Origin of the sequence: Actinosynnema sp. CA-299493 (assembly GCF_050946825.1) — a bacterium.
Taxonomy (GTDB): Bacteria; Actinomycetota; Actinomycetes; order Mycobacteriales; family Pseudonocardiaceae; genus Actinosynnema.
The window spans coordinates 7,929,208-7,953,737 of record NZ_CP191993.1 but is presented as its reverse complement, the minus strand read 5'-3'; the positions used below and the strand labels follow the sequence as shown (position 1 = coordinate 7,953,737).

Genomic DNA, 24,530 nt, shown 5'->3' with positions numbered 1-24,530 from the left:
TTGTTCGATCACGCTACGGCTCTAGAGTCGTCCCGTGAAGGGATTCGTCCGCGCCGCGTTGGCCGCAGTGCGGCCTGTCGACGTCCTGCCGAGCCCGAACATCTGGCACTGGCCCGAGCTCTACGAGGTCGAGAACCGCGCCCAGGACGTGGACGGCGCCATCTGGCGCGCGCTGCGCGAGGAGTGCGACTGGGCCGGGCGGGACGTGGTCGACGTCGGCTGCGGTGCCGGGTTCCACCTGCCGGTGCTCGCGCGGGAGGCGCGCTCGGTCATCGGCGTCGAGCCGCACCCTCCGCTGGTGCAGCGCGCTCGGGCGCGGGTGGCGGACGTGCCGAACGCCGAGGCGGTGGCCGGTCCCGCGCAACGCCTGCCGCTGCGCGACGCGACCGCGGACCTGGTGCACGCCCGCACGGCGTACTTCTTCGGTCCCGGCTGCGAGCCGGGGATGCGCGAGGCCGACCGGGTGCTGCGGCCGGGTGGCGCGCTGGCGGTCGTGGACCTCGACGGCTCGGCGGAGCCGTACGGGCCGTGGCTGTGCGCCGACGAGCCGCGCTACAACCCCGCGGAGGTGGAGCGGTTCTTCGCCGATCAGGGGTTCTCGTTGCGACGCGTGCGCGCGCTGTGGCGGTTCGAGCGCCGTGAGGACTTGGAGGCCGTGCTGCGCATCGAGTTCTCCGAGGCGGTCGCGGAGAGGGCCATCGCGCGCACGCCCGGCCTGTCGTTCGAGGTCGGCTACCGCGTCCACGTGAGGCGCAAGCCGACCGGCATCGTGCTGCCCTGAGAACGCTCACCTAGGATCGGGTCGTGGAGAACAGGAACGCGGGCAGGATGGGTCGGCAGGTCGGCGTCGTGGGTCTGGGCTGCTGGCAGCTCGGCGCGGACTGGGGCCAGGTCGAGGAGTCCGACGCGCTGGCGGTGCTGCACGCCGCCGCCGACACCGGCGTGAACTTCTTCGACACCGCCGACGTCTACGGCGACGGCCGCAGCGAGACGCTGATCGGCAAGTTCCTCCGCGAGCGCGGCGACGCGGGTATCACGGTGGCCACCAAGATGGGCCGCCGCGTCGACCAGACGCCGGAGAACTACCACCGCGAGAACTTCCTGGCCTGGAACGACCGGTCGCGCGCCAACCTCGGCGTCGACACGCTCGACCTGGTCCAGCTGCACTGCCCGCCGACGCCGGTCTACTCGACCGACGAGGTGTTCGACACCCTCGACGAGCTGGTGGAGACCAAGCGGGTCGCCGCGTACGGCGTGAGCGTGGAGACCGTCGAGGAGGCGCTGACCGCGATCGCCCGGCCGGGTGTCGCGAGCGTCCAGATCATCCTGAACGCGCTGCGGCTCAAGCCGCTGGAGCGGGTGCTGCCCGCGGCGGCGGAAGCGGGCGTGGCGATCATCGCCCGCGTTCCGCTCGCCTCGGGGCTGCTGTCCGGCAAGTACACCGCGTCGACCACGTTCGGGGCCGACGACCACCGCAACTACAACCGCAACGGTGACGCGTTCGACGTCGGCGAGACGTTCTCCGGCGTGCCGTTCGAGGTCGGGTTGGCGGCGGTGGAGCGGCTGCGCGCCCTCGTGCCGCCCGGCGCGACCATGGCGCAGTTCGCGCTGCGGTGGATCGTGGACCAGCCGGGCGTCACCGTGGTCATCCCCGGCGCCCGCAACGCCGAGCAGGCCCGGGCCAACTCGGCCGCCGCGGACCTCGCGCCGTTGTCGGCGCAGGCTCAGGACGAGGTGCGGGCGGTGTACGACTCGCTGGTCCGACCGCTGGTCCACGACCGCTGGTAGTTCACTCTTCCGGGTTGTCTTCCTCGACGTCGAGCTCGCCGAGGATCGCGTACAGCTTGCGGCGGGCCTCGCTGAGGACTTCGACGGCCCGCGCCTGCTGCTCACGCGTGCCCGCGTGCGCCATCTGCTGCATGGCCGCGCCGAGGTGCCGTGCCGCCGTGCGCAGTTTCGCCGCGTGCAGGTCGAGGTCGTCGTTGACCTGCTGCCACGGCGGCGCGCCTTCGAGCTTCTCCGCCGCTTCGCGCCCGGATTCGGTCAGCGTGAACAGCTTCTTGCCGCCCGCCTCCTCGGTGGAGGCGACGAGGCCCTCGTCGGCCAGCATCTGCAGGGTCGGGTAGACCGAGCCGGGGCTGGGCCGCCAGAGGCCGTCGGTGCGGCCGGCGATCTCCTGGATCATCTCGTAGCCGTGCATGGGGCGTTCGACCAGCAGCGCCAGGACCGCCGTGCGGACGTTGCCCTTGCGCTGCCTGCCGCCGCGACCGCGGCCCCGGCCGTGACCGGGGAAGCCCGGCGGTTCGGGCGGGATCGGAGGGCCGCCGAACGGCTCGGGCGGTCCGGGGGGACCGCCGAACGGGCCGCCGCGGCCGAAGCCGAACCCACCGCCGAATCCCTGTCGCGGATCACCGAAGCCGTGCTCGCGGTGAAGCCTGTGCTCGTGGTGCCCGTGTCCGTGGAAATGCATCGTCATGCTCCTCGTATCGATCGGTTGCGACGTGTCGACGATATATCGGAACGTATCGCGATGCAACGGTGATGGCCGTCGCAGTCGGTGTGGTCCTGGGTGCCGCGCGCACGTGGGACACTGGAGGGCGCTATGACTGCCCTCCCCCTCGTCTTCGACGCGCCCAAGCGCGGGCTGCCGCCGCGCCACCTCGCCGACCTCGCCGCCGACCAGCGCCGGGAGGCCGTCGCCGCACTCGGCGAGAAGCCCTTCCGCGCCGCGCAGCTGTCGAACCACTACTTCGGCCGGCTGACCGTCGACCCCGACGCGATGACCGACATCCCCGCCGCCGCGCGGGAACGCCTGGTGGCCGACCTGATGCCGCCGTTGTGGACGGAGCTGCGCAGCGTCGAGGCCGACGGCGGCACGACGCGCAAGACGTTGCTGCGCGCCCACGACGGCACGCTGGTCGAGAGCGTCCTGATGCGCTACCCGGACCGCGCCACGCTGTGCATCTCGTCGCAGGCAGGGTGCGGCATGGCGTGCCCGTTCTGCGCGACCGGGCAGGGCGGCCTGACCCGGAACCTGTCCACGGCGGAGATCGTGGACCAGGTGCGGCGCGGCGCGGCGGCCATGCGTGACGGCGAGCTGCCCGGTGGGCCGGGGCGGTTGTCCAACATCGTGTTCATGGGCATGGGCGAGCCGCTGGCCAACTACAAGCGCGTGGTCGAGTCGGTGCACCGCATCTGCGACCCGACGCCGGACGGCCTGGGGATCTCGCAGCGTTCGGTGACGGTGTCGACGGTGGGCCTGGTGCCGGCGATCCGGAAGTTGACGGAGGAGAACCTCCAGGTCCGGCTGGCGGTGTCGTTGCACACGCCGGACGACGAGCTGCGCGACACCTTGGTGCCGGTGAACACGCGGTGGAAGGTGGCCGAGGTGCTGGAGGCGGCTCGCGGCTACGCCGACCGCACCGGTCGCCGGGTGTCGATCGAGTACGCCCTGATCCGCGACATCAACGACCAGCCGTGGCGCGCGGACATGCTGGGCAAGCTGCTGCGCAGGCACCTGGGCCAACTGGTGCACGTGAACGTCATCCCGCTGAACCCGACGCCGGGCTCGAAGTGGGACGCGTCGCCGAAGCCGGTGGAACGCGAGTTCGTCCGCCGGGTCAACGACCAGGGCGTCGCGTGCACCGTGCGCGACACCAGGGGCCAGGAGATCGCCGCCGCCTGCGGCCAGCTCGCCGCCGAGGGCTGAGCCTCCCGCCGGCTTCTCCGGCCGCGACCTCGGTCCGACGTCCCACGTCGGCGAGGTCGCAGCCGGGGGCCCGGCGCTCCTGCGGGCGAGGTCCGGGCGGAGGTCGGGGTGGTCTAGCGGCGCCAGGAGGTGCGGCTGCGGACCTGGTCCCAGATCAGCAGGGCGGCCATGGTGAGGCCGGTGAGGATCACCCAGATGTTCTCGGTGCGGCCGTGGTGGTTGCCGATCAGCAGGGCGAAGACGCCCAGGGTGGAGAGCCAGCCCGCGATCTTGATGCCCTTGGGGAAACCGCCGTGCCAACCCCACTCGGCCGAGGGCTCTTCGTGGGGGTCGACCGCCGGACGCTTGTCCAACTCCGAGGACGAAGACACAGCCGCACGACCTTCCTGCCCGATCACGTTCACCAACGGCGTCATCGTCCCACACGCGCGCGCGGCGCGAGACGTGAGGTGCGCGGCACAGGTGCCTCGCCGCCGCCGCGTCACCTGCGTCAACTTTCGTCGGAGAGGGTCGAGACCAACGAACGCGGCCGGCGGGCGGGCGGTTCTTTACCGTGGTCACCTGTGACGTCCGTCGTTCAGCGGCTCCGGCCCGTCCTGCCGGACCTCCGGGAGGCGCCCGCCGCGTTCCTGCGCGCCCACGCCGAACGCCTCCGCCAGGTCACGCCCTGGCGGGTGGCGCGCGAGGTGCTGGCCGTCGTCGTGCTGCTCGGCCTGGACGTGTTCCCCGGCTGGATCTCCGGCGACTGGCGGTCGTCCGGGTGGGCGCTGATCGTCCTGGGCGCCGGCTACGTCGCGATCTTCCTGTCCCGGCTGCCGTTCCCCGCGCTGGCCCTGCTGGTGGCCACCTGGGTCGTCTTCAGCACCGACCACGGCGGCGTCGCGATGGTGGTCATGCTCTCCTACTCCGCCGGCTACCGGATCGCGCCGTGGCAGCGCTCGTTGCTCACCGCGGTCCTCGCGCTCGCCCTGCACATGTTCGCCTGGGGCATGTCCGCGCCCGGCCTGTCCGGACCCTTCGGCCAGTGGGTGATGCTGACCGTCTACTGCATGGTCGTGGCGCTGCCGTTCCTGGTCGGCCGGTACGTCGCGCAGCGCAACGCGCTGGTCGCGGCGTTGCAGGAACGCGAGGAACGGGTGGTGCGCGAACGCCGGATGGTGTCGCGCCAGGTGCGGCTGCGCGAGCGCAACCGGATCGCGCAGGACATGCACGACAGCCTCGGCCACCGGCTCAGCCTCATCTCCGTGCACGCGGGCGCGCTGACCATGGACACCGGCCTCGGCGAACGCCAGCGCGAGGCGGTGCAGGTGCTGCGCAGCGCGGCCCTCACCGCGATGGAGGAGCTGCGCGGGGTCATCGGCGTGCTGCGGCGCGACGAGGAGCCGGAAGAGGACCCGGCGCGGCGGACCACCGTCGGCGGGGCCGACAACCGGACCGTGGACGCGATCGACGAGCTGGTCGACGGCGCGCGGCGGGCCGGCGTGCGGGTCGGCCTCGTGCGCGGTGGCCAGGCCGTGCCGCTGCCCGCGAAGGTCAGCCACGCCGCGTACCGCATCGCCCAGGAGGGCCTGACCAACGCCAACAAGCACGCGCCGGGCGCGAGCGTGCAGGTGACCGTGAAGTACGAGCCGGACGCGCTGGTGGTGGAGGTGCGCAACAACCCGCCGCGGACCAAGCCGCCGGGCGGCGCCGGGTTCGGCCTGATCGGGTTGGGCGAGCGGGTGCGGCTGGCGGGCGGCATGCTGCACGTGGGGGAGCTGCCGACCGGCGGGTTCCGCATCGCGGCCGTGCTGCCGTACGAGGACACCGCCGCGACGGGCGACGAGCCCTCCGACGAGGAGCAGCCCGAGCCCGCCAAGCCCACCGGCATCCGCAAGTGGGCGGGGGTCGGCTCGATCGTGCTGGCGGGGGTCGTGGTGCTCGTGGTCGTCGGCGGCTACACGTGGATCGGGTCGCAGCCCGTCACCAAGGTGGTGTCCGACGAGTTGTACGACTCGGTGTCGGTCGGGCAGTCGGAGGCGGAGGTGATGGCCAGGCTCCCGGGCGGCGCCGAGCCGCCGCTGGGCGACCTCAACTCCGCCGCCGGACCCGAACCCGCCGGGACGCGGTGCGAGTACCGCGTGGCCGACGTGCAGACCTACTCCTCGCGGGCGACCAAGATCGTGCGGTTCTGCTTCGCCGACGGCACGCTGGTCGAGAAGAACACCCACTTGCAGGAGTTGTGACAGTGATCCGGGTCCTCATCGCCGACGACGAGCCGCTGATGCGCGCGGGCATCAAGGCCATCCTCGGCACCGCCGACGACATCGAACTGGTCGCCGAGGCCGGTGACGGGCGGGAAGCCGTCCGCGTCGCCCGGGAACGGCGGGTGGACGTCGCCGTGCTCGACATCCGGATGCCCCGCCTGGACGGCCTGGCCGCCGCGCGTGAGCTGAAGACCGTCGCGCCCTCGGTGCGGGTGGTGATGCTCACCACGTTCGGCGAGGACGACAACATCGTCCGGGCGCTGTCCGACGGCGCGGCCGGGTTCCTGCTGAAGGACTCCGCCCCGGAAGAGCTGCTACGCGCCGTGCGTGCGGTTCACTCGGGCGAGGCATATCTATCACCCATGGTGACGAGCCGGGTGGTGGGCATGGTGGCGCAGGTGGGCCAGCCGCGCCGGCAGGCGGCGATGCGCCAGGTCGAGGGGCTGACCGAGCGCGAGGTCGAGGTGCTGGCCCTGCTCGGGCTGGGGATGTCGAACGCCGACGTCGGGCAGCGACTGCACATGAGCGAGGCGACCGTGAAGACCTACGTGAGCAGGCTGCTGGCCAAGCTCGGGCTCACCAACCGGGTGCAGGCCGCGTTGCTGGCCCGCGACGCGGGGCTGGCCAACTAGGTGCGGACACGGGTGTGCCCCGCCGATTTCTCGACGGGGCACACCCGGAGTGGTCAGTTGATCCGAGCGTCGTCATGCCCGGGCGCGGTTGCCGCGGTTTCCGGTCACCATGCGGTAGACGCCCAGCACGATCAGCGAGCCGAGGATGGCGAGCAGCCAGGTGCTCAGGTCGAAGAACGTGTTGATGTCGGTGCCGAAGATGGCCCGACCGACGAAGCCGCCGATGATGGCGCCGACAATGCCGAGCAACATCGTGATGATGATGCCGCCGGGGTCCCGGCCTGGCATGATGGCCTTGGCGATGGCACCCGCGATGAGGCCGAGGACGATCCAACCCAAGATGCCCACGGGGGCTCTCCTTCCTGATGGCCGCGACGGGCGGATCCGTCGGGCGCTTGATCGAGGAATGCCCACGTTCGAGTGATACCACGCACTCGTTATCGTTCCGTTACCGAAGTACCGCTGTGCGGGCTATCAGGTCGGCTCGGGAACAATGGTCGGTGATGAGCACACCACGCACGGTTCTGGTACTGGGGTCGACCGGGTCCGTCGGCACCCAGGCCCTCGACGTCATCGCCGCCAACCGCGACCGGTTCACCGTGGTCGGACTGGCCGCCGGCGGCGCGGACCCGGCCGCCCTCGCCGCCCAGGCCGTCGAGTTCGGGGTGCGGGCCGTGGCCGTCGCCCGGGCCACCGCGGTAGAGGACGTCACGCTCGCCCTCTACGCCGAGGCGCAGAAGCGCGGCTACGCCCAGGGCGCGTTCAAGCTGCCGCGGATCCTGGCCGGTCCGACCGCCATGACCGACCTGGTCGACTCCACCCCGGCCGACGTGGTGCTCAACGGCATCACCGGCTCGATCGGCCTGGCACCGACGCTGCACGCGCTCAAGTCGGGCGCGACGCTCGCCCTGGCCAACAAGGAGTCGCTGATCGCGGGCGGTCCGCTCGTGCTCAAGGCGGCCAGGCCCGGCCAGATCGTGCCGGTCGACTCCGAGCACTCCGCCCTGGCCCAGTGCCTGCGCGGCGGCCGGGCCGACGAGGTGGCGAAGCTCGTCCTCACGGCCTCCGGCGGCCCGTTCCGCGGTCGCACCCGCGCCGAGCTGGTCGACGTCACCGCGCGCGAGGCCATGGCGCACCCCACGTGGTCGATGGGCCCGGTCATCACCGTCAACTCGTCCACCCTGGTCAACAAGGGCCTGGAGCTGATCGAGGCGCAGCTGCTGTTCGACGTGCCCTACGACCGCATCGACGTGGTCGTGCACCCCCAGTCGGTCGTGCACTCGATGGTCACCTTCACCGACGGGTCCACGCTCGCCCAGGCCAGCCCGCCGGACATGAAGCTGCCGATCGCGCTGGCGCTGGGCTGGCCCGACCGCATCCCCGGCGCCGCCGCCGCGTGTACTTTCGACGTGGCGACGGCGTGGACGTTCGAGCCGCTGGACGACGAGACGTTCCCGGCGGTGCGGCTGGCCAGGCAGGCGGGCTCCGGCGGCGGTTGCCTGCCGGCGGTCTACAACGCGGCCAACGAGGAAGCGGTCGCGGTCTTCCTCGGCGGCGGCACGTCGTTCACCTCCATCGTGGACACTGTGGAACGGGTGCTCGCGGAGGCGGACGGCTGGGCGCACGAGCCGGTCGACGTCGACGAGGTCCTCGCGGCGGAGCAATGGGCCCGGGCGCGGGCGCGGGAACTCGTGGCCACTTCGGTGGGGTCTGGAAGGGACTGACGTGCTCGTTTTCCTGGGCATTCTGCTGTTCGCCCTGCTCATCGGCATCTCGATCGCGTTGCACGAGCTCGGCCACCTGGCCACCGCGAAGATGTTCGGGATGAAGGTGACCCGGTACTTCATCGGGTTCGGCCCGAAGATCTGGTCCTTCCGCCGCGGTGAGACCGAGTACGGCATCAAGGCGATCCCGGCGGGCGGCTTCTGCGAGATCACCGGCATGACCGCGCTGGAGGAGGTCGCGCCGGAGGACCAGCACCGCGCGTTCAACCGGCAGAAGACCTGGAAGCGCGTGGTGGTGCTGTCCGCGGGCTCCATCACCCACTTCATCGTGGGCTTCGTGATCCTGTACTTCATGGCCTTCACCATGGGCATCCCGAACCTCCGCGACAGCGCGATGATCGCCGAGGTCGCGCCGTGCGTGCAGAGCAGCACCGACGCCGAGTGCGCGCCCGGCGCGCCCGCACCGGCCAAGGACGCGGGCTTCCAGGTCGGCGACGAGATCGTGGCGGTGGCGGGCGCGGCCACGCCCACCTGGGCCGATGTGCTGACGAAGACCCGCGAGCGGTCCGGCACGACCGAGTTCGAGGTGCTCCGCGACGGCGAGGAGCTGACCCTCACCGCCGACGTCGCCCGCGTCGAGCGCGAGCTGGAGCGCAAGGACGGCACGCGCTACAAGGAAGAGGTCGGCGCGATCGGCGTCATCCAGCAGCGCAACTTCGAGTACAACGCGATCACCGCGCTCGGCGGCGCGACGTCGTTCACCGGCACGATGTTCGAGAACACCTGGCGCGGCCTGATCAACTTCCCGAAGAAGATCCCGGCCGTGATCGAGGCCATCGGCGGCGGCGAGCGCGACATCGACAGCCCGGTCAGCGTGGTCGGCGCGAGCAGGCTCGGCGGCGAGGCGGTCGACCGGGGCCTGTGGCAGCTGTTCTGGCTGATGCTGGCGGGGCTGAACTTCTTCGTGGGTGTGTTCAACCTCCTGCCGCTGCTGCCGCTTGACGGTGGTCACATCGCCGTCAACCTGTACGAACGGGTGCGAAACTGGATCCGGAAGCTGCGCGGGCTGCCGGCCGGCGCACCGGTCAACTACCTGCGACTCTTGCCGTTGACCTACTTCGTGATCTTCGTCGGCGGATCGGTCACGCTGCTGACGATCACCGCGGACATCGTCAACCCGATCAAGCTCTTCCAGTGATCCCAGTGAGAGGTGCCAGTTCATGAGTGACGGCGTCATGCTCGGCCTGCCGGCAATGCCTCCTCCGGTGTTGTCGGAGCGGCGCAAGACCCGCCAGCTCATGGTGGGCTCGGTGGGCGTGGGCAGTGAGTTCCCGGTGTCGGTGCAGTCGATGACGACGACGGTGACGGCGGACGTGAACGCCACGCTCCAGCAGATCGCGGAGCTGACGGCGGCGGGCTGCGACATCGTGCGGGTGGCCTGCCCGTCCCAGGACGACGCGGACGCGCTGGCGGCGATCGCGCGCAAGTCGCAGATCCCGGTCATCGCGGACATCCACTTCCAGCCGAAGTACGTGTTCGCGGCGATCGAGGCCGGGTGCGCGGCGGTCCGGGTCAACCCGGGCAACATCAAGAAGTTCGACGACAAGGTCAAGGAGATCGCGGCGGCGGCGCGGGACCACGGCACGCCGATCCGCATCGGGGTGAACGCGGGTTCGCTGGACCCCCGGTTGATGGCGAAGTACGGCAAGGCGACGCCGGAGGCGTTGGCGGAGTCGGCGCTGTGGGAGGCGTCGCTGTTCGCCGAGCACGACTTCCACGACCTGAAGATCTCGGTGAAGCACAACGACCCGGTGGTGATGATCCGGGCGTACGAGCTGCTGGCCGAGCAGTGCGACTACCCGTTGCACCTGGGCGTGACGGAGGCGGGCCCGGCGTTCCAGGGCACGATCAAGTCGGCGGTGGCGTTCGGCGCGCTGCTGCGGCAGGGCATCGGGGACACCATCCGGGTCTCGTTGTCGGCCCCTCCGGTGGAGGAGGTCAAGGTCGGGCACCAGATCCTCCAGTCGCTCAACCTGCGCCCGCGCAAGCTGGAGATCGTGTCGTGCCCGTCCTGCGGTCGCGCCCAGGTCGACGTCTACACGTTGGCGGAGCAGGTCACGGCCGGTCTGGAGGGCATGGAGGTGCCGCTGCGGGTCGCCGTGATGGGCTGCGTGGTGAACGGTCCGGGCGAGGCGCGCGAGGCCGACCTGGGCGTCGCCTCGGGCAACGGCAAGGGCCAGATCTTCGTCAAGGGCAAGGTCGTCAAGACCGTGCCCGAGCACCAGATCGTGGAGACCCTGATCGAGGAGGCCATGCGGATCGCCGAGGAGATGGGCGAGACCGCCGAGGGCGGCGAACCGGTCGTCACGGTCGGCTGAGCGTGGTCGAGGGCGGTCGAGGGGTGGACGGGCAGTCGGCTGAGCGGGTGGCGGACGCGCGGGTAACGGGGTCGATCTGGCAGGCTTGACGACGTGCTGAGGTTGGCTGGCGCGCGATTGCTCGACGAGCGGGACCTGTCCGAGGTGCTCGCCGTGCTGGCGGCCGACCCGGTGGCGTCCTGCATGGTCGCCGCACGGGTCGAGGTCGCGGGGCTCGACCCGTGGCGACTCGGCGGCGAGGTGTGGGCGTACGACCACCGGTCGCTGCGGGGCGGCCGGGTCGACGCGCTGTGCTTCGCCGGCCCGAACCTGATCCCGCTGCGCGGCACCACGCCCGCGCTGCGCAGCTTCGCCGACCGCGCCCGACGCCGTGGCCGCATGTGCTCGTCGCTGGTCGGGCCCTCCGAGCAGGTGCTCGGCCTGTGGGAGGAGCTGTCCCCGGACTGGGGACCGGCCCGCGAGGTGCGCGCCGACCAGCCGTTGATGGCGCTGGGCGGCAGCCCGTCGATCCCGCTGGACCCGCTGGTGCGGCCGGTCCGACCGGACGAGCTCGACCGGTACCTGCCCGCCGCGATCGCCATGTTCATCGAGGAGGTCGGCGTCGACCCGTGCGCCGAGGACGGCGGCGTGTCCTACCGGGCGCGGGTGGCCGAGCTGATCGCGAGCGGGCGGGCGTTCGCCCGGTTCGAGGGCGGCGAGGTGGTGTTCAAGGCCGAGATCGGGGCCATGTCGGCGCAGGTGGGCCAGATCCAGGGCGTGTGGGTGCGGCCGGACCGCCGCGGCCGCGGCATCGGCGCGGCGGGCACCGCGGCGGTGGCCGAACGCCTGGTCAAGAGCCTGGGCCGGACCGCGTCGCTGTACGTGAACTCCTACAACGACGTGGCCAAGGCGGCGTACCGCAAGATCGGGTTCGCGCAGGTCGGCCAGTACGCGACCGTGCTGTTCTGAGACCGTCGCGGCGTGCGGTCGGTCACACCGGGCATACTCGGCGACGTGATCGCGCGCAAGCCGTCCCTGTCCCGCTTGGTCCTGCCCGGGGTGGTCCTGCTGCTCGTCAGCGGCTGCGGCCTGTTCTCCTCCCGCCCCGGCCCGGACCAGGTGGCGGGCGATTTCCTGGCCAAGCTCGCCGCCGGTGACGTGGACGGCGCGGCCGGCCTGACCGACGACCCGGGCAACGCCAAGGACGTGCTGGGCAAGGTCCGCGAGGTGCTCAAGCCCGAGGGCCTGGCCACGAAGGTCGAGCAGGTGCGCTCGGCGGGCGAGTCGACCACCGCCGACGCGACCGCGCAGCTCGACTGGGACCTCGGGCAGGACCACGCGTGGAGCTACCAGGCGAAGTTCGACCTCCGGCGCGAGGAGGACGACTGGAAGGTGCACTGGGCGCCTTCGGTCGTGCACCCCAAGCTCGCCGTGCAGCAGTCGCTCGGCGTGGCCGAGGTGAAACCCGCGCTGGCGCCCGTGCTCGACCGGGACGGCACGCCGCTGCTCGCGCCCGAGCAGGTCGTGTCGGTGCTGCTCGACGCGAAGGACGCCGGCGACCTGGAGGCGGTGGCCGGCGCGCTGGCCGCGGCGCTGACGCCGATCGACCCCGCGATCACCGAGCTGGCCATCGTGGACGGGGTGTCGAGGACGCCCGCCGGGCAGGTCTACCAGGTGGCCGCGCTGCGCGACGCGGACTACCAGACGGTGAAGCCCGCGATCTACGAGCTGCCGGGGGTGCGGTTCACCACGCGGACGAGCCTGCTGGCGCCGTCGCGCACGTTCGGCTCGCAGGTGCTGCCCGCCGTGCGCGAGGCGGTGGAGGAGGAGATCGCCGGGAAGGCCGGGGTGCGGGTCTACACCGTCAACGCGGCCGGTGACGAGGTGGAGACGCTGCACGAGCAGGCGCCGGAGGCGGCGCAGGCGATCTCGACGTCGATGAGCCGGACCGTGCAGGTGGCCGCCGAGGACGCGCTGGAGCCGGTGCCGCAGGCGGCGATGCTGGTCGCGCTGGACGCGTCCACCGGTGAGCTGCTGGCCGTCGCGCAGAACGCGCCCGCCGACGCCGAGGGCGCGGTGGCGCTGACCGGCCGCTACCCGCCGGGGTCGACGTTCAAGCTGGTCACGGCGGCGGCGGCGTTGTCGTCCGGGCAGGCGACCGCGGACAGCCCGCTGCCGTGCCCCGGCAAGTCGGTCATCGACGGGCGGCGCGTCGTGCCCAACGACCACGAGTTCGACAAGGGCACGATCCCGCTGCACTCGGCGTTCGCGTTCTCCTGCAACACCACGTTCGCGCAGCTCGCCGCCGAGATGCCGGCGGACGCGCTGACCGCGGCGGCGGAGGGCTTCGGCCTCGGGGTCGACTTCGAGATCCCGGCCATCACCACGATCACCGGCTCCGTGCCGCCCGCCGCCGACGTGGTCGAGCGGGCCGAGGACGGCTTCGGCCAGGGCAAGGTGCTGGCGAGCCCGTTCGGGATGGCGGTGGTGGCCGCGACGGCCGCCACGGGCAAGGTGCCGGTGCCCACGCTGCTGAAGGGCCGTGAGACGAAGGCCGACCGCACCCCGACCCCGCCCACCGCGGCCGTGCTGGAGCCGTTGCGGGCGATGATGCGCGAGGTGGTCGAGTCCGGCACCGCGCCCCAGCTCAAGCCGTACGGGGACGTGCGGGGCAAGACGGGGACGGCGCAGTTCGGGGACGGCGTCAACTCGCACGGCTGGTTCGTCGGCTACCGGGGCGAGGTGGCGTTCGCCACCCTGATCCTGGGCGCGAACAGCTCCGCCCCGGCGGTCGAGGCCACCGCCCGCTTCCTCGCCGCGTTGGGCTGACCACTTTGTGCTACCATGTAGCACATGGAGTCGATAGGTGTTCGCGAGTTGCGGCAGAACGCCAGCGTGTACCTGCGGCGGGTCGCGTCCGGTGAGTCGATCACCGTGACCGACCACGGGGTGCCGGTCGCGGTGCTCAACCCGCCGCCCCGGGACGTCACCCTGCGGGAGCGCCTCCGGGTGAACGGCGAACTGCTCCCCGCCGACGCGAGCCGGAGCGTCCTGCTCGAACCGCCCATCGACTCCGACCTCGACGTGTCGGCTGAGCTGCAGTGGCAGCGAGAGGACCGGTTTTGATCTACTTCGACTCGTCAGCCCTGGTGAAGTTGGTCCGGGCTGAGGCCGAGAGCGTCGACCTGCGCGATTGGCTCGTGGCACACCCCGATCCGGTGGTCAGCAGCGCCCTCGCCCGCACCGAGGTCGTCCGCGCGGTCCGGCGCGACGCGGGTCGTCTCGGCGCCAGGGCCCGGCGCGTCCTGTCGGGGGTCGAGATGATCCCCATGACGTTCGACCTGCTCGACGAGGCCGGAGACCTGCCGATGGATCTGCGCAGCCTCGACGCCATCCACCTCGTGTCGGCGATGCGCGTGCGAGGTGACCTGGACGCGTTCGTGGCCTACGACAAGCGGCTCCTGACCGCCGCCGACGAGATGGGGCTGCCGGTCGCCTCGCCCGGAACGGTCGAGGCGACCGCGTAGGGGGCACGTGGCGCATGCCCCACCACGCTGAGCCGTAACCTGGAGGCATGTCCGCACGTGCCGTCCTCCAGCCAGGTGTGCTGTCCCCCCGCCGTCCGGTGCCCGCCCAGATCGAGCGGCCCGAGTACGTCGACCGGCCTGAACCCAAGCGCAACACCGATCCCTGGGTGCAGCCGCCCGAGGTGATCGAGGCGATGCGCGTCGCGGGCAGGCTGGCGGCGCAGGCGTTGCAGGAGGCGGGCAAGGTGATCGTGCCCGGCGTGACCACCGACGAGATCGACGCGGTCGCGCACGAGTTCCTGTGCGACAACGGCGCGTACCCGTCCACGCTCGGCTACCGCGGCTTCCCCAAGTCCTGCTGCACCTCGCTGAACGAGGTCATCTGCCACGGCATCCCCGACACGACCGTGGTCGAGGACGGTGACATCGTCAACGTCGACGTCACCGCCTTCATCGGCGGCGTGCACGGCGACACGAACGCCACCTTCCTCGCCGGCGACGTGAGCGAGGAGGCCCGCCTCCTGGTCGAGCGCACGCACGAGGCCACCATGCGCGCCATCAAGGCGGTCAAGCCGGGACGGCAGCTCAACGTGGTCGGCCGCGTCATCGAGTCCTACGCCAACCGCTTCGGCTACGGCGTGGTGCGCGACTTCACCGGCCACGGCATCGGCCGCACCTTCCACAGCGGCCTGGTCGTGCTGCACTACGACGCGCCGCACGTGCCCACGGTGATCGAAGAGGGCATGACGTTCACCATCGAGCCGATGATCACCCTCGGCGGCATCGACCACGACCTGTGGGACGACGGCTGGACGGTGACCACCCGCGACAAGAGCTGGACCGCCCAGTTCGAGCACACGATCGTGGTCACCGCGGACGGCGCGGAGATCCTCACCGTCTGCTGAACGGGCACCTCACGGTCCGCTGATCAGCGGCACCAGGGTCGCCGCCACCTCGTCGGGCGACGTCACCGCGCCCAGGTGGTGGCTGTCCAGCTCCACCACGGGCCAGCCCAGCTGCCGTGCCGCCGACGCGGCGGCGTCGTAGGCGGGGCTGAGCCTCACGTACGAGCACGGCCCGGTCCACGCCACGGTGGGCCGGGGCTCCTTCAGGAACGCCAGCGCCACCTCGGGCGCCTCGGCCACGATCTCCTCCAGCAGCCGCACGTCCGGCACCATCGCCGACAACGCCTCGGGCGCGAACCAGAGGTCCCAGCGCGGCATCAGCCCGTCCCGCGAGATGGTCCTCAGGTGCGCCATCCGCTCGGCCGGCGCGTCGTCACGCCAGCTCCGGCCCGGTGTGGGCAGGTCGGCGTCGAGGAACACCAGCCCGCGCACGGGCGTCTCCAGGGCGTCGGCGAACGCGGGCAGCAGCGGACCGGCGCCGCTGTGCCCCACGAGCACCAGGTCGCCCTCGACCATGGCGTCCTCGACGGCGTCGGCGAACACCCCGAGCAGCCGTTGGTGGACGGGCGCGGCGTTGACGTTCACCCGCAGGTCGAGCAGCACCACGGGGTGACCGAGCTCGGCCAGCGCGTCGGCGAGCGGGCGCATGCTCGCGGGCCCGAGGTAGGGGCTGTGCACCAGGACCGCGGTGGCGGGGACGTCGACCATGCGGTGGATGATGTCAGCCGGGACCGACACGAGGGGACATTGTGCGCAGTGCGTTGCTGGTGGCCGGCACCACGTCGGACGCGGGGAAGAGCGTGCTGGCGGCGGGTCTGTGCAGGTGGCTCACCCGCCAGGGGGTGAGGACGGCCCCGTTCAAGGCCCAGAACATGTCCAACAACTCGGTCGTCACGGCCGACGGCGGCGAGATCGGCCGGGCCCAGGCGGTGCAGGCCGCCGCGTGCGGGCTGGCGCCGAGCGTGCGGTTCAACCCGGTGCTGCTCAAGCCGGGCGGTGACCGCAGCTCGCAGGTCGTGGTGCTGGGTCGGGCGGTCGGCGAGGTGTCCGCGCTGTCCTACCGCGAGCGCAAGGCCGAGCTGTTCGCCACGGTCCTGACCACCCTGGACGGCCTGCGCGACGAGTTCGAGGTGGTGGTCTGCGAGGGCGCGGGCTCGCCCGCCGAGATCAACCTCAGGGCGAACGACATCGCGAACATGGGCCTGGCGCGGGCGGCCGACCTGCCGGTGCTCGTGGTGGGCGACATCGACCGGGGCGGGGTGTTCGCGCACCTGTTCGGCACGCTGGCCCTGCTCGACCCGGCCGACCAGGCGCTGGTCGGCGGGTTCGTGGTGAACAAGTTCCGCGGCGACCCGGCGTTGCTCGAACCGGGCCTGCGGCAGCTGACCGCCCTCACCGGTCGTCCCGTGCTCGGCGTGCTGCCGTGGCGGGAGGAGCTGTGGCTGGACGCGGAGGACTCGCTGTCCTACGCGGCGGACGGCGTGATCGGCCGGCCCGAGCCACCGCGCGGCGACCAGTGGCTGCGGGTGGCCGTGGTGCGGTTGCCGCGCATCTCCAACGCCACGGACGTGGAGGCGCTGGCGTGCGAGCCGGGCGTGTCGGTGCGGTTCGTCACCGAGCCGTCCCGGCTGGCCGACGCGGACCTCGTGGTCGTGCCCGGGTCGAAGGCGACGGTGGACGACCTGCGCTGGCTGCGCGCCACCGGCCTGGCCGACGCGATCACCGCGCACGACGGGCCGGTGCTCGGCATCTGCGGCGGGTTCCAGATGCTCGGCCGGACGATCGAGGACGCGGTGGAGTCGCGCGCGGGCGCGGTGGAGGGCTTGGGCCTGGTGGACGTGGACGTGCGGTTCGAGCCGGAGAAGACGCTGCGCACGCCCCACGGCAACGCGTTCGGCGAACCCGTCACGGGCTACGAGATCCACCACGGCGTGGTCACCCGCAACGCCGAGGAAGGACTGGTCACCCTGCCGGACGGCACGCCGGAGGGCGCGCTGCGCGGCCGGGTCGCCGGCACGCACTGGCACGGGTTGCTGGAGAACGACGGCTTCCGCCGGGCGCTCCTGCGCTGGGCCGCCGGCCACGCGGGCCGGGAAGGATTCACCCCCGCGCCGGACGTGGACTTCGCCGGCCGGCGGTCCGCTCAGCTCGACCTGCTCGGCGACCTGGTCGCCGACCACCTCGACACCGACGCGGTGTGGGCGTTGCTGGAGAAGGGCGCGCCACCCGGGCTGCCGGTCATCCCTCCCGCAGGTGCTCCGCCTGTCGCCTGACGGCGTCCGACCGCGGTGCGCGCGACCGACAAGTCGCGCGATGGTGCCACCGGTGGGCGGAGTCGTGTGGACGACCGGCTCGGCGACGGCGGCGGGTGGCTGCCCGACCGGCAAGCCGGGCGGACCTACCCGCGTGGTTCCGTCGTGGACCGTGCGGTCGCATCCGTGCGTGGGGGAATCAGTGCGGTCCTGGTGGACGTGCGCGCTAGTCGAAGTCCGCTCGCACGCGGAGGGACGGGTGGAAAACGGCACACACGTCACACCTCCGCTCACGGGTAGCCACACAGTGAAGGTACCGGCGGCGAGCCGGGGGATACGCCGCCGTTCGGGTCATCGGGGTTCACCGTCGGGCGACGAGCACGGCCCAGTCCGGCTCGGCGGCCTGCTCCACCCACCCCTCCGGCCACTTCCGCCGCACGTCACGGGTCCGCGTCCGGGCGCCGGCCAGCTTGGCCGCGGTGTGCACGCCGAAGTCCGTGCCGCCCTCGAACACCGCGCCCCGGAACACCGACTCGTCGAACCGCACCCGCCGGAAGTCGGCCTGGTCGCGGAACCACGTGTCGCGGAAGTCCGCGGTGCCGGTGAACTCGGTGCCGCGGAACGTCGCCGCGCCGACGAACGTGGTGCCGGCGAACGACGCCGACCCGATCCGCGCGTGCGTCAGGGTGAGCTTGACCAGCGTGGCGTTGGACAGGTCGAGCGCGACGCCGGCCCAGAACACCTCGGGCCGGTCGGGTCGCAGGTGCGCGGCCAGCAGGGCGGTGGCGGTCTGCCGCACCTCCAGCTCCTGGAACCGGTGCGCGTCACGCGGCCCGATCCGCGTCCTGGCCCGGACCTCCGGCGGCGGGGTGAACGGCATCCGCAGGTAGGCGCAGACCAGGTTCACGATCGTCTGCCGGTGCGCGGGGTTGCCCTGCCCCAGCCGTTCCAGCGCGTACAGCCCGGCCAGCCGCACCGGCGCCTTGTCGCTGCCGAGCTGGTCGGCGGCCTTGCCGTACAGCTCGGTGACCCGCCGCTCGGTCGCGTCGTGCTCCTTCTGCACGAGGTCGAGCTCGGCGTAGCGCTGGCGGCGCGCGGTGAGCAGCAACGCCGCCGCACCGCCCGTGCCGAGCACGATGCTGGCCGCGGTGCGGACCACGTCCAGCCGCACGCCGTCCCGGGGCTCGCCGGAACCCAGGGTGACCAGCAGGAGCGCGACGGACCCCGCTCCCACCACGCCGAGCCCGACCGCCCAGAGCACGATCGTCCTGGCCGACAGCACGCGGTGCTCCACGGGGTCCAGCCCAGCGGACCGCCGGCGGGCCGTCAATCACCGATGCGGGCGGAAGAAAGCGGTGCCGCCGCGGCGGTCGACCCGACGAGGACCGGTGCCGGCGTGCGGGGCGCACGTCGTTTCACCGTGGTGGCGGCCATGCCGGTGACCACCAGCGCCGCCGCGCCGAGCCGGACCGCGCTGATCGTCTCGTCCAGCAGCAGCCACCCGGACAGCATCCCCGCCACCGGCACCAGCAGCGCGAACGGCACCACGGCGCTCGCCTCGTAGGTCCGCAGCAGCAGGTTCCACAGCCCGAAGCCGAGCAGCGTCGACACCCACGCGATGAACAGGATCGAGCCGACACCGGTCCAGCCGATCCCGCGCAACGCGGCCAGGTCCGCCGCCGGTCCCTCGAAGACGAGCGACAACCCGAGCAGCGGCAGCACCGCCAGCGCGCTGACCCACACGATGAAGTTGACCGGGTCCGGCGGCCGGGCGTGCCGGGTGGCGACGTTGGCCAGGCCCCACGCCACCGCGCCGAGCACGACCAGCAGGAAGGCCGAGATCGGGCTGCCGACGCCGTAGTCGACCGCGATCACCACGATCCCCGCCGCCGCCACGCCCATCCCGATCAGCTGCACGGGCCGCGGCCGTTCACGCAGCAGCACGGCCGCGAACAGCACGGTGAAGAACACCTGGCTCTGCAGCACCAGGGACGACAACCCGGCGGGCATCCCGGCCGCCATCCCGACGAACACCAACCCGAACTTCGCCACGCCGAGCGCCAACGCGACCGCGAAGACCCACTTCCACGCCACCTTGGGCCGGCCGACGAACCACAGCGCGGGCACGGCGGCGGCCAGGAACCGCAGCGCGGAGAAGAACAGCGGCGGGAAGTCGCGCAGACCCACCTTGATGACGACGAAGTTGACCCCCCAGATGGTGGCGACGAGCACCGCGATCGCGACGTGGCGTGGTTTCACACCACCGAGTCTCAGCGCTGCCACCATTTAGCACCAGCGACGACTGCTGAAGGTATTGGTTTAGCATTGCTACATGTTGGATCTCGGACGCCTCCGCGCCCTGCACGCGGTCGCGCAGCACGGCTCGGTCGGCGCGGCGGCCACGGCGTTGGGCTACACGCCGTCGGCGGTCTCGCAGCAGATCGCCAAGCTGGAACGGGAGACCCGCACCACGCTGCTGGAACGCCGAGGGCGCGGTGTCGCGCTGACCGACGCGGCGCACCTGCTGTCGGCCACCGCCGGGCAGGTGCTCGCCCTGGTCGAGCACGCCGAGGTGGCGTTGGAGGAGCAGCGCGGCGCGGCCGTCGGCGAGTTGCGGGTGGGCGCGTTCGCCACCGCCGCGCGCGGTCTGCTGCCGGCGGCGGTGGTGCGGCTGGCCGAGCGGCACCCGCAGCTGGACGTGCGGCTGGTCGAGCTCGACCCGCCGGACTGCCTGGAGGCGGTGGCGCGCGGCGAGCTGGACCTCGCCGTCACGCACGACTGGGTCAACGCGCCGCTGGCCGTGCCGGAGCCGGTGTCGCGGGCGCGGCTGGGTGAGGACGTCGCCGACGTGCTGCTGCCCGTCGCGCACCCGTTGGCGCGGCGCGACTCCGTGGCGCCGGAGGACTTGGCGGGCGAGCGGTGGATCTGCCAGCCGGAGGGCACGATCTGCCACGACTGGCTGGTGAACACCTTCCGGGGCGCGGGCATGGAACCCGACCTGGCGTACCGGATCGCCGAGTACGAGACGCAGCTGGCGTTGCTGGCCAAGGGGATCGGCGTGGCGCTGCTGCCACGGCTCGGCCGGGGCGCGCTGCCGGGCTCGGTGCGCGCGGTGCCGTTCCGGCCGACGCCGACGCGCCGGGTGTTCGCGGTGTGGCGCACGCAGGCCGGTCGCCGCCCCGCCGTGACCGCGACCCTGGCCGCGTTGCGCGACTGCTGGGACCAGCGGGAGACCGCTTGAGCACGCTTGTGCGACAGCGGATAACGATCGGGCATCCCGCGGTTGCGGCGCGGGAGATTTCGACGACTATCGGAGTGGGCCGTCGGGGTAGTGGGTCCGGGCCCGGTCAAGCCACTCACCAGGGGGCCTCCTGCGGAAATCCGCCACCGCGGGAGGTCTCCGCCCCGTCGTGAAAGCCCTTACCGGCCCGGCCGGAACCCGAAGAACCCACGCTTCGGGAGAACGCACGTCCGGGAGAAACGCGCGCTTCAGGAGAAACGCACGTTGACGAGACGTGCCCGCAGGTCGTCGTCGGCGGCCTGCGGGACGGCGGGTTCAGTCCTTGTGCCGCTCCAGCAACTCCTCCAGGAAGCCTCCCGCCTCGGCCGCGGCACGGGCCGCGTCCCGGTCGCGCACCGCGTCCAGCAGCCCGGCGTGCGACACCTGGTCGTCCTCGTGATCGGTCTCCACGGTGGCCGTGATGCTGGCCCGGACCGCCTCGGTCAGGCCCTGGTACAGCTCGGCCAGCAGGGTGTTGTGCGAGCACTGGACGAGCATCACGTGGAACGCGGTGTCCCGCTCCACCAGCCGGGCCCAGTCCTTCGCGGCCAGCGCGCCGTCCCGCTCGGCCAGCAGCTCGTCGAGCTTGCGGACCTCCTCGTCGGTGCGGTGGGTCGCGGCCAGGCGGGCGCCCTCCACCTCCAGCGTCCGGCGCACCTGGAGGACCTCGCGCAGCTCGCTGCCGCACATCCGGCGGACCGCGCCGGACAGCTCGCTGGTCGCGCGGACGAACGTGCCGTCGCCCTGCCGCACCTCCAGCAGCCCGGCGTGCGACAACGCGCGCACCGCCTCCCGCACGGTGTTGCGACCCACGCCCAGGGCGGTGACCAGCTCCGGTTCCGGTGGGATGCGGCGGCCGACCGGCCATTCACCGGCGGCGATCGCTCCCCTCATCTGGTCGATCACCTGGTCGACGAGTCCGGCCCGCCGAGTAGTGGCCAACGGCACAGCGTCATCCTTTCATCCGAACATCCCATGTCTGTAATAGTAGTCCGGTGCCAATCCAGCAGACCCGGCCAGACTGGTCACCGTCGACTGCCCACATTGCCACCGATGGCGATGCCAACGCGACGATCGCCGACCATCCTGGCCGCACCGGCGTGCTCGATGGGCGTCGGAACCGCCAAGTTGCCCTGGTCGGCAGCACCCTGTTGGCGATCGGCGTAGCGCTCGCCGCCGCGAACCTCCGCCCGGCCGTGACGAGCCTGGCCTCCGTGCTGGGCGACGTGCGCGCGTCGCTGGGCGTGTCGACCGCGTGGACGAGCCTGCTGACCGCCGTGCCGACGCTGTGCTTCGGGCTCGCCGCGTTCCTCGCGCCCTGGTTGGGCCGGCGGTTCGGGATGGCCCGGGCGGTCGCGCTGTCGTTGCTGGTGCTGACGGTCGGCTTGGTGCTGCGGGTGGTGGACGGTCCGGCGGCGGTGCTCGGCGGCACGTTCATCGCGTGCGCGGGCATCGCGGTGTGCAACGTGCTGATCCCGGTGGTCGTGAAGGAGTCGTTCCCGGGCCGGGTCGGCCTGGTGACCGGCGTCTACACGGCGGCGCTGGCGGCCGGTGCGGCGGCGGGCGCGGCGTTCACGCCCGGGCTGGAATCGGCGTTCGGGTCGTGGCGGCTGGCCGTCGGCGCCTGGGCGTTCCTGTCGGCGGCGGCGTTGCTGGTGTGGCTGGCGGGTGCGCCGCACGGGTTGTCCGCACGGCCGGTGGTGCGCTCGCCGAGGGCGGGCCGGTCGTTGTTCCGCAGCCCGCTGGCGTGGGTGATCACGGTGTTCTTCGGGCTCCAGTCGCTGCTGGCCTACACGGTGATGGGGTGGTTGCCGCAGATCCTCGTGGACGCGGGGGTCGACCGGACGACGGCCGGGCTGCTGCTGGCCATCACGATGGTGCTGGGTGTGCCGGTGAGCCTGATCGTGCCGCCGCTGGCCGCGCGGTGGTCGGGTCAGTCGTGGCTGGTGCTGGTGCTGGGCGCGCTGTCGGTGCTGGGCGTGCTGGGCCTGGCCCTGGCTCCCGGCGCGGCGCCCGGGTTGTGGGTCGTGCTGATCGGCGTGGGGATGGGCATGTTCCCGCTCGCGCTGGTGATGATCTCGTTGCGCACGTCGACCGGCGCGGACACCGCGCGGCTCTCGGCGATGGCGCAGAGCATCGGCTACCTGATCTCCGCCGCCGGGCCGTTCGCGTTCGGGGTGCTGCGCGGGGTGACCGGCACGTGGACCGTGTCGATGCTGGTCCTGGTGGTGCTGCTGGTCGTGCTGACCGGACTCGGGTGGATCGCCGGCCGACCGCGCACGGTGTAGGTGATAACACCTCGCCTTCCCGGCACGATGTGTCGGTTACGGACAGAACGGAGACCCGGTCGCACGAGGGGTACGACCGGGTCTCCGGTGTGGTGGTGGTCGGCGCTCGGTCCGTCGCGGTGGTCGAGCATGGTGTTCGGTTCGTCAGGGCAGGTTGAGCGCGGCGCTCGGTTCGCTGGAGGTTGAGAGCGCGGTGCTCAGTTCGTCAGGGGCAGGTTGAGCAGCGCGTTCTCGATGACCTCGGGCATCGCCGGGTGGATCCAGTACTGGCCGCGAGCCATCGTCCGGGCGTCCAGGCCGAAGCTCATGGCCTGGACCACCGGCTGGATCACGCTCGACGCCTGCGGCCCGATCACGTGCGCGCCCAGGATCAGCCCGGTGTCGGGGTCGGCCAGCACCTTCGCGAACCCGGTCGTGTCCTCCATCGCCCAGCCGTACGCGATGGACGCGTAGGCCTGCGCCGCAGCCACGTACCGCACGCCGCGCTCGACGGCCTGCTCCTCGGTCAACCCGACCGACGCGATCTGGGGCGACGAGAAGACGGCGGCCGGCACGAACCGGTGGTCCGAGGAGATCGGCTCGTCCGGGTGCAGCAGGTTGTGCTGCACGACCCGCGCCTCGTGGTTGGCCACGTGCTTGAGCTGGTACTCCGAGCTGACGTCGCCCATCGCGTAGATGCCCTCGACGGACGTGCGCTGGTGCTCGTCCACGACCACGCGGCCGTCGGGGTGCAGGTCGACGCCCGTCGCGGCCAGGTCGAGCAGGTCGGAGTTCGGCGTGCGGCCGACCGCGACCAGCAGCTCCTCGGACTCCACGACCTCCGCGCCGCCCGGGCCCTCCAGGTGCAGCCGGACCACGCCGTCGACCCGCTCGGCCCGCACCGCCTTGCGCTTGAGCCGCACGTCCCACTTCTGCGCGGCGGTCTCGGTGAACCGGGCCGCGACCTCGCGGTCCTCGTGCCGCAGGAGCAGGTCGGACCGCGCGATCAGGGTCACCTGCACGCCGAACGACGAGAACACGTGCGCGAACTCCGCCGCCACGAAACCGCTGCCCAGGATGGTGAGGCGAGGGGGCAGGGCGTCGAGCCGCATGATCGTGTCGCTGGTGTGGTAGCCGGCGGAGTCGAGGTCGGCGACGTCCGGAACCACTGGCCGGCTGCCCGCGGCGAGCACGAACCGGTCCGCGGTGATCACCTCGCCGGTGCCCGTGTCGAGGGTCTTCGGACCGGTGAACCGGGCCGTGCCCTCGTAGACGGTGACGTTCGCGTTCTCCTCGGCCCGCCAGCGGCGGCCACCCTCGGAGATGGGGTCGATGCGGCCGAAGATCCGGTCGCGCACGTCGGTCCACCGCACGCCGTCCAGGTGCGCGTCGACGCCCAGCCGCGCGCCCGAGGCGGGTGCGGCGGCGACGTCGGCGGTGTGCACGAACATCTTGGTGGGGATGCACCCGACGTTCAGGCACGTGCCGCCGAACACACCCTTCTCGACGATCGCGATGTTCCAGCCGGCGAACCGCTCGTCCGCGATGGAGTTGCCGGAACCGGTGCCGATGATGACCAGGTCGAAGTGCCTCACGTCGTGCTGCAACCCGCGACGTGAGGCACTTGTTCC

The 24,530-nt window shown here is 72.2% G+C and carries 24 protein-coding genes; 16 read left to right on the top strand and 8 right to left on the bottom strand.

The genetic code is table 11. The features are described 5' to 3' along the window. Positions 1-34: 34 nt before the first annotated feature. Together ACQPYE_RS33795 and ACQPYE_RS33790 are read left to right on the top strand one after the other, a co-directional pair. The gene (locus tag ACQPYE_RS33795; RefSeq protein ID WP_498717156.1) at positions 35-781 is read left to right on the top strand and encodes a class I SAM-dependent methyltransferase; all 747 of its coding nucleotides are present in this window, start codon (positions 35-37) and stop codon (positions 779-781) included. 23 nt (positions 782-804) lie between these two features. After that, the gene (locus ACQPYE_RS33790; RefSeq protein ID WP_498717155.1) at positions 805-1,788 is read left to right on the top strand and encodes an aldo/keto reductase; all 984 of its coding nucleotides are present in this window, start codon (positions 805-807) and stop codon (positions 1,786-1,788) included. Between the two features lies 1 nt (position 1,789). Here ACQPYE_RS33790 and ACQPYE_RS33785 read toward each other — a convergent pair whose 3' ends face one another. Continuing rightward, positions 1,790-2,470, bottom strand: coding sequence for a PadR family transcriptional regulator (locus ACQPYE_RS33785; RefSeq protein ID WP_498717154.1), 681 nt, complete (start codon positions 2,468-2,470; stop codon positions 1,790-1,792). A gap of 132 nt (positions 2,471-2,602) precedes the next feature. Between ACQPYE_RS33785 and rlmN the strand changes: the two genes are divergently transcribed. Then, complete coding sequence (gene rlmN / locus ACQPYE_RS33780; protein ID WP_498717153.1) at positions 2,603-3,709, top strand: dual-specificity RNA methyltransferase RlmN; 1,107 nt, start codon at positions 2,603-2,605, stop codon at positions 3,707-3,709. Between the two features lie 113 nt (positions 3,710-3,822). Here the strand turns inward: rlmN and ACQPYE_RS33775 are convergent, their stop codons facing one another. Further along, complete coding sequence (locus ACQPYE_RS33775) at positions 3,823-4,080, bottom strand: DUF2631 domain-containing protein (RefSeq protein ID WP_498717152.1); 258 nt, start codon at positions 4,078-4,080, stop codon at positions 3,823-3,825. 192 nt (positions 4,081-4,272) lie between these two features. On the opposite strand from ACQPYE_RS33775, the gene ACQPYE_RS33770 reads away from it, so the two are divergent. After that, positions 4,273-5,934: a sensor histidine kinase gene (locus tag ACQPYE_RS33770; protein WP_498717151.1), complete on the top strand. Its 1,662-nt coding sequence runs from the start codon at positions 4,273-4,275 to the stop codon at positions 5,932-5,934. Positions 5,935-5,936: 2 nt separating this feature from the next. Further along, positions 5,937-6,587 (top strand): response regulator, encoded by a 651-nt coding sequence (locus tag ACQPYE_RS33765; RefSeq protein ID WP_498717150.1) that lies wholly within the window; start codon positions 5,937-5,939, stop codon positions 6,585-6,587. 72 nt (positions 6,588-6,659) lie between these two features. Here the strand turns inward: ACQPYE_RS33765 and ACQPYE_RS33760 are convergent, their stop codons facing one another. Beyond that, complete coding sequence (locus ACQPYE_RS33760) at positions 6,660-6,935, bottom strand: GlsB/YeaQ/YmgE family stress response membrane protein (protein WP_498717149.1); 276 nt, start codon at positions 6,933-6,935, stop codon at positions 6,660-6,662. A gap of 155 nt (positions 6,936-7,090) precedes the next feature. On the opposite strand from ACQPYE_RS33760, the gene dxr reads away from it, so the two are divergent. The 8 genes from dxr to map all read left to right on the top strand — a co-directional run bounded on the left by dxr (position 7,091) and on the right by map (position 15,100). After that, positions 7,091-8,311, top strand: a complete 1,221-nt coding sequence (dxr, locus tag ACQPYE_RS33755) for a 1-deoxy-D-xylulose-5-phosphate reductoisomerase (RefSeq protein WP_498717148.1) — start codon at positions 7,091-7,093, stop codon at positions 8,309-8,311. Position 8,312: 1 nt separating this feature from the next. Then, complete coding sequence (locus ACQPYE_RS33750) at positions 8,313-9,509, top strand: M50 family metallopeptidase (RefSeq protein ID WP_498717147.1); 1,197 nt, start codon at positions 8,313-8,315, stop codon at positions 9,507-9,509. Between the two features lie 22 nt (positions 9,510-9,531). Continuing rightward, positions 9,532-10,689: a flavodoxin-dependent (E)-4-hydroxy-3-methylbut-2-enyl-diphosphate synthase gene (ispG, locus tag ACQPYE_RS33745; protein WP_498717146.1), complete on the top strand. Its 1,158-nt coding sequence runs from the start codon at positions 9,532-9,534 to the stop codon at positions 10,687-10,689. 93 nt (positions 10,690-10,782) lie between these two features. Further along, positions 10,783-11,637, top strand: coding sequence for a GNAT family N-acetyltransferase (locus tag ACQPYE_RS33740; RefSeq protein WP_498717145.1), 855 nt, complete (start codon positions 10,783-10,785; stop codon positions 11,635-11,637). Between the two features lie 45 nt (positions 11,638-11,682). Next, positions 11,683-13,497 (top strand): penicillin-binding transpeptidase domain-containing protein, encoded by a 1,815-nt coding sequence (locus ACQPYE_RS33735; RefSeq protein WP_498717144.1) that lies wholly within the window; start codon positions 11,683-11,685, stop codon positions 13,495-13,497. Positions 13,498-13,521: 24 nt separating this feature from the next. Then, entirely contained in the window at positions 13,522-13,794 is a 273-nt protein-coding gene (locus ACQPYE_RS33730) for a type II toxin-antitoxin system Phd/YefM family antitoxin (protein ID WP_498717143.1), read from the top strand. Then, positions 13,791-14,195, top strand: coding sequence for a type II toxin-antitoxin system VapC family toxin (locus ACQPYE_RS33725; protein ID WP_498717142.1), 405 nt, complete (start codon positions 13,791-13,793; stop codon positions 14,193-14,195). Before ACQPYE_RS33730 ends, ACQPYE_RS33725 begins: the two co-directional genes overlap by 4 nt. Positions 14,196-14,242: 47 nt before the next feature. Next, entirely contained in the window at positions 14,243-15,100 is an 858-nt protein-coding gene (map, locus tag ACQPYE_RS33720) for a type I methionyl aminopeptidase (protein ID WP_498717141.1), read from the top strand. A gap of 9 nt (positions 15,101-15,109) precedes the next feature. Here the strand turns inward: map and ACQPYE_RS33715 are convergent, their stop codons facing one another. Next, a complete protein-coding gene (locus ACQPYE_RS33715) occupies positions 15,110-15,838 on the bottom strand; it encodes an alpha/beta fold hydrolase (RefSeq protein WP_498717140.1) in 729 nt (242 codons plus the stop codon). A gap of 11 nt (positions 15,839-15,849) precedes the next feature. Between ACQPYE_RS33715 and ACQPYE_RS33710 the strand changes: the two genes are divergently transcribed. Further along, positions 15,850-17,373: a cobyric acid synthase gene (locus ACQPYE_RS33710; protein WP_498717139.1), complete on the top strand. Its 1,524-nt coding sequence runs from the start codon at positions 15,850-15,852 to the stop codon at positions 17,371-17,373. Between the two features lie 340 nt (positions 17,374-17,713). On the opposite strand, the gene ACQPYE_RS33705 is transcribed toward ACQPYE_RS33710, so the two are convergent. Further along, positions 17,714-18,646, bottom strand: coding sequence for a pentapeptide repeat-containing protein (locus ACQPYE_RS33705; protein WP_498717138.1), 933 nt, complete (start codon positions 18,644-18,646; stop codon positions 17,714-17,716). Positions 18,647-18,678: 32 nt separating this feature from the next. Then, entirely contained in the window at positions 18,679-19,611 is a 933-nt protein-coding gene (locus ACQPYE_RS33700) for an EamA family transporter (protein ID WP_498717137.1), read from the bottom strand. A gap of 73 nt (positions 19,612-19,684) precedes the next feature. On the opposite strand from ACQPYE_RS33700, the gene ACQPYE_RS33695 reads away from it, so the two are divergent. After that, complete coding sequence (locus ACQPYE_RS33695; protein WP_498717136.1) at positions 19,685-20,593, top strand: LysR family transcriptional regulator; 909 nt, start codon at positions 19,685-19,687, stop codon at positions 20,591-20,593. Positions 20,594-20,908: 315 nt separating this feature from the next. Here ACQPYE_RS33695 and ACQPYE_RS33690 read toward each other — a convergent pair whose 3' ends face one another. Next, positions 20,909-21,580 (bottom strand): FadR/GntR family transcriptional regulator, encoded by a 672-nt coding sequence (locus tag ACQPYE_RS33690; protein WP_498717135.1) that lies wholly within the window; start codon positions 21,578-21,580, stop codon positions 20,909-20,911. A 125-nt stretch (positions 21,581-21,705) separates the two neighbouring features. On the opposite strand from ACQPYE_RS33690, the gene ACQPYE_RS33685 reads away from it, so the two are divergent. Continuing rightward, a complete protein-coding gene (locus ACQPYE_RS33685; RefSeq protein ID WP_498723039.1) occupies positions 21,706-22,920 on the top strand; it encodes an MFS transporter in 1,215 nt (404 codons plus the stop codon). Positions 22,921-23,117: 197 nt separating this feature from the next. Here ACQPYE_RS33685 and ACQPYE_RS33680 read toward each other — a convergent pair whose 3' ends face one another. Beyond that, positions 23,118-24,494 (bottom strand): mycothione reductase, encoded by a 1,377-nt coding sequence (locus ACQPYE_RS33680; protein ID WP_498717134.1) that lies wholly within the window; start codon positions 24,492-24,494, stop codon positions 23,118-23,120. Between the last annotated feature and the right edge of the window lie 36 nt (positions 24,495-24,530).

Bases quoted from the DNA above. Each gene is read 5' to 3' on its own strand.
- ACQPYE_RS33785 (WP_498717154.1), bottom strand. From the start codon at position 2,470: ATGCATTTCCACGGACACGGGCACCACGAGCACAGGCTTCACCGCGAG.
- rlmN (WP_498717153.1), top strand. From the start codon at position 2,603: ATGACTGCCCTCCCCCTCGTCTTCGACGCGCCCAAGCGCGGGCTGCCG.
- dxr (WP_498717148.1), top strand. From the start codon at position 7,091: ATGAGCACACCACGCACGGTTCTGGTACTGGGGTCGACCGGGTCCGTC.
- ispG (WP_498717146.1), top strand. From the start codon at position 9,532: ATGAGTGACGGCGTCATGCTCGGCCTGCCGGCAATGCCTCCTCCGGTG.
- ACQPYE_RS33730 (WP_498717143.1), top strand. From the start codon at position 13,522: ATGGAGTCGATAGGTGTTCGCGAGTTGCGGCAGAACGCCAGCGTGTAC.
- map (WP_498717141.1), top strand. From the start codon at position 14,243: ATGTCCGCACGTGCCGTCCTCCAGCCAGGTGTGCTGTCCCCCCGCCGT.
- ACQPYE_RS33695 (WP_498717136.1), top strand. From the start codon at position 19,685: ATGTTGGATCTCGGACGCCTCCGCGCCCTGCACGCGGTCGCGCAGCAC.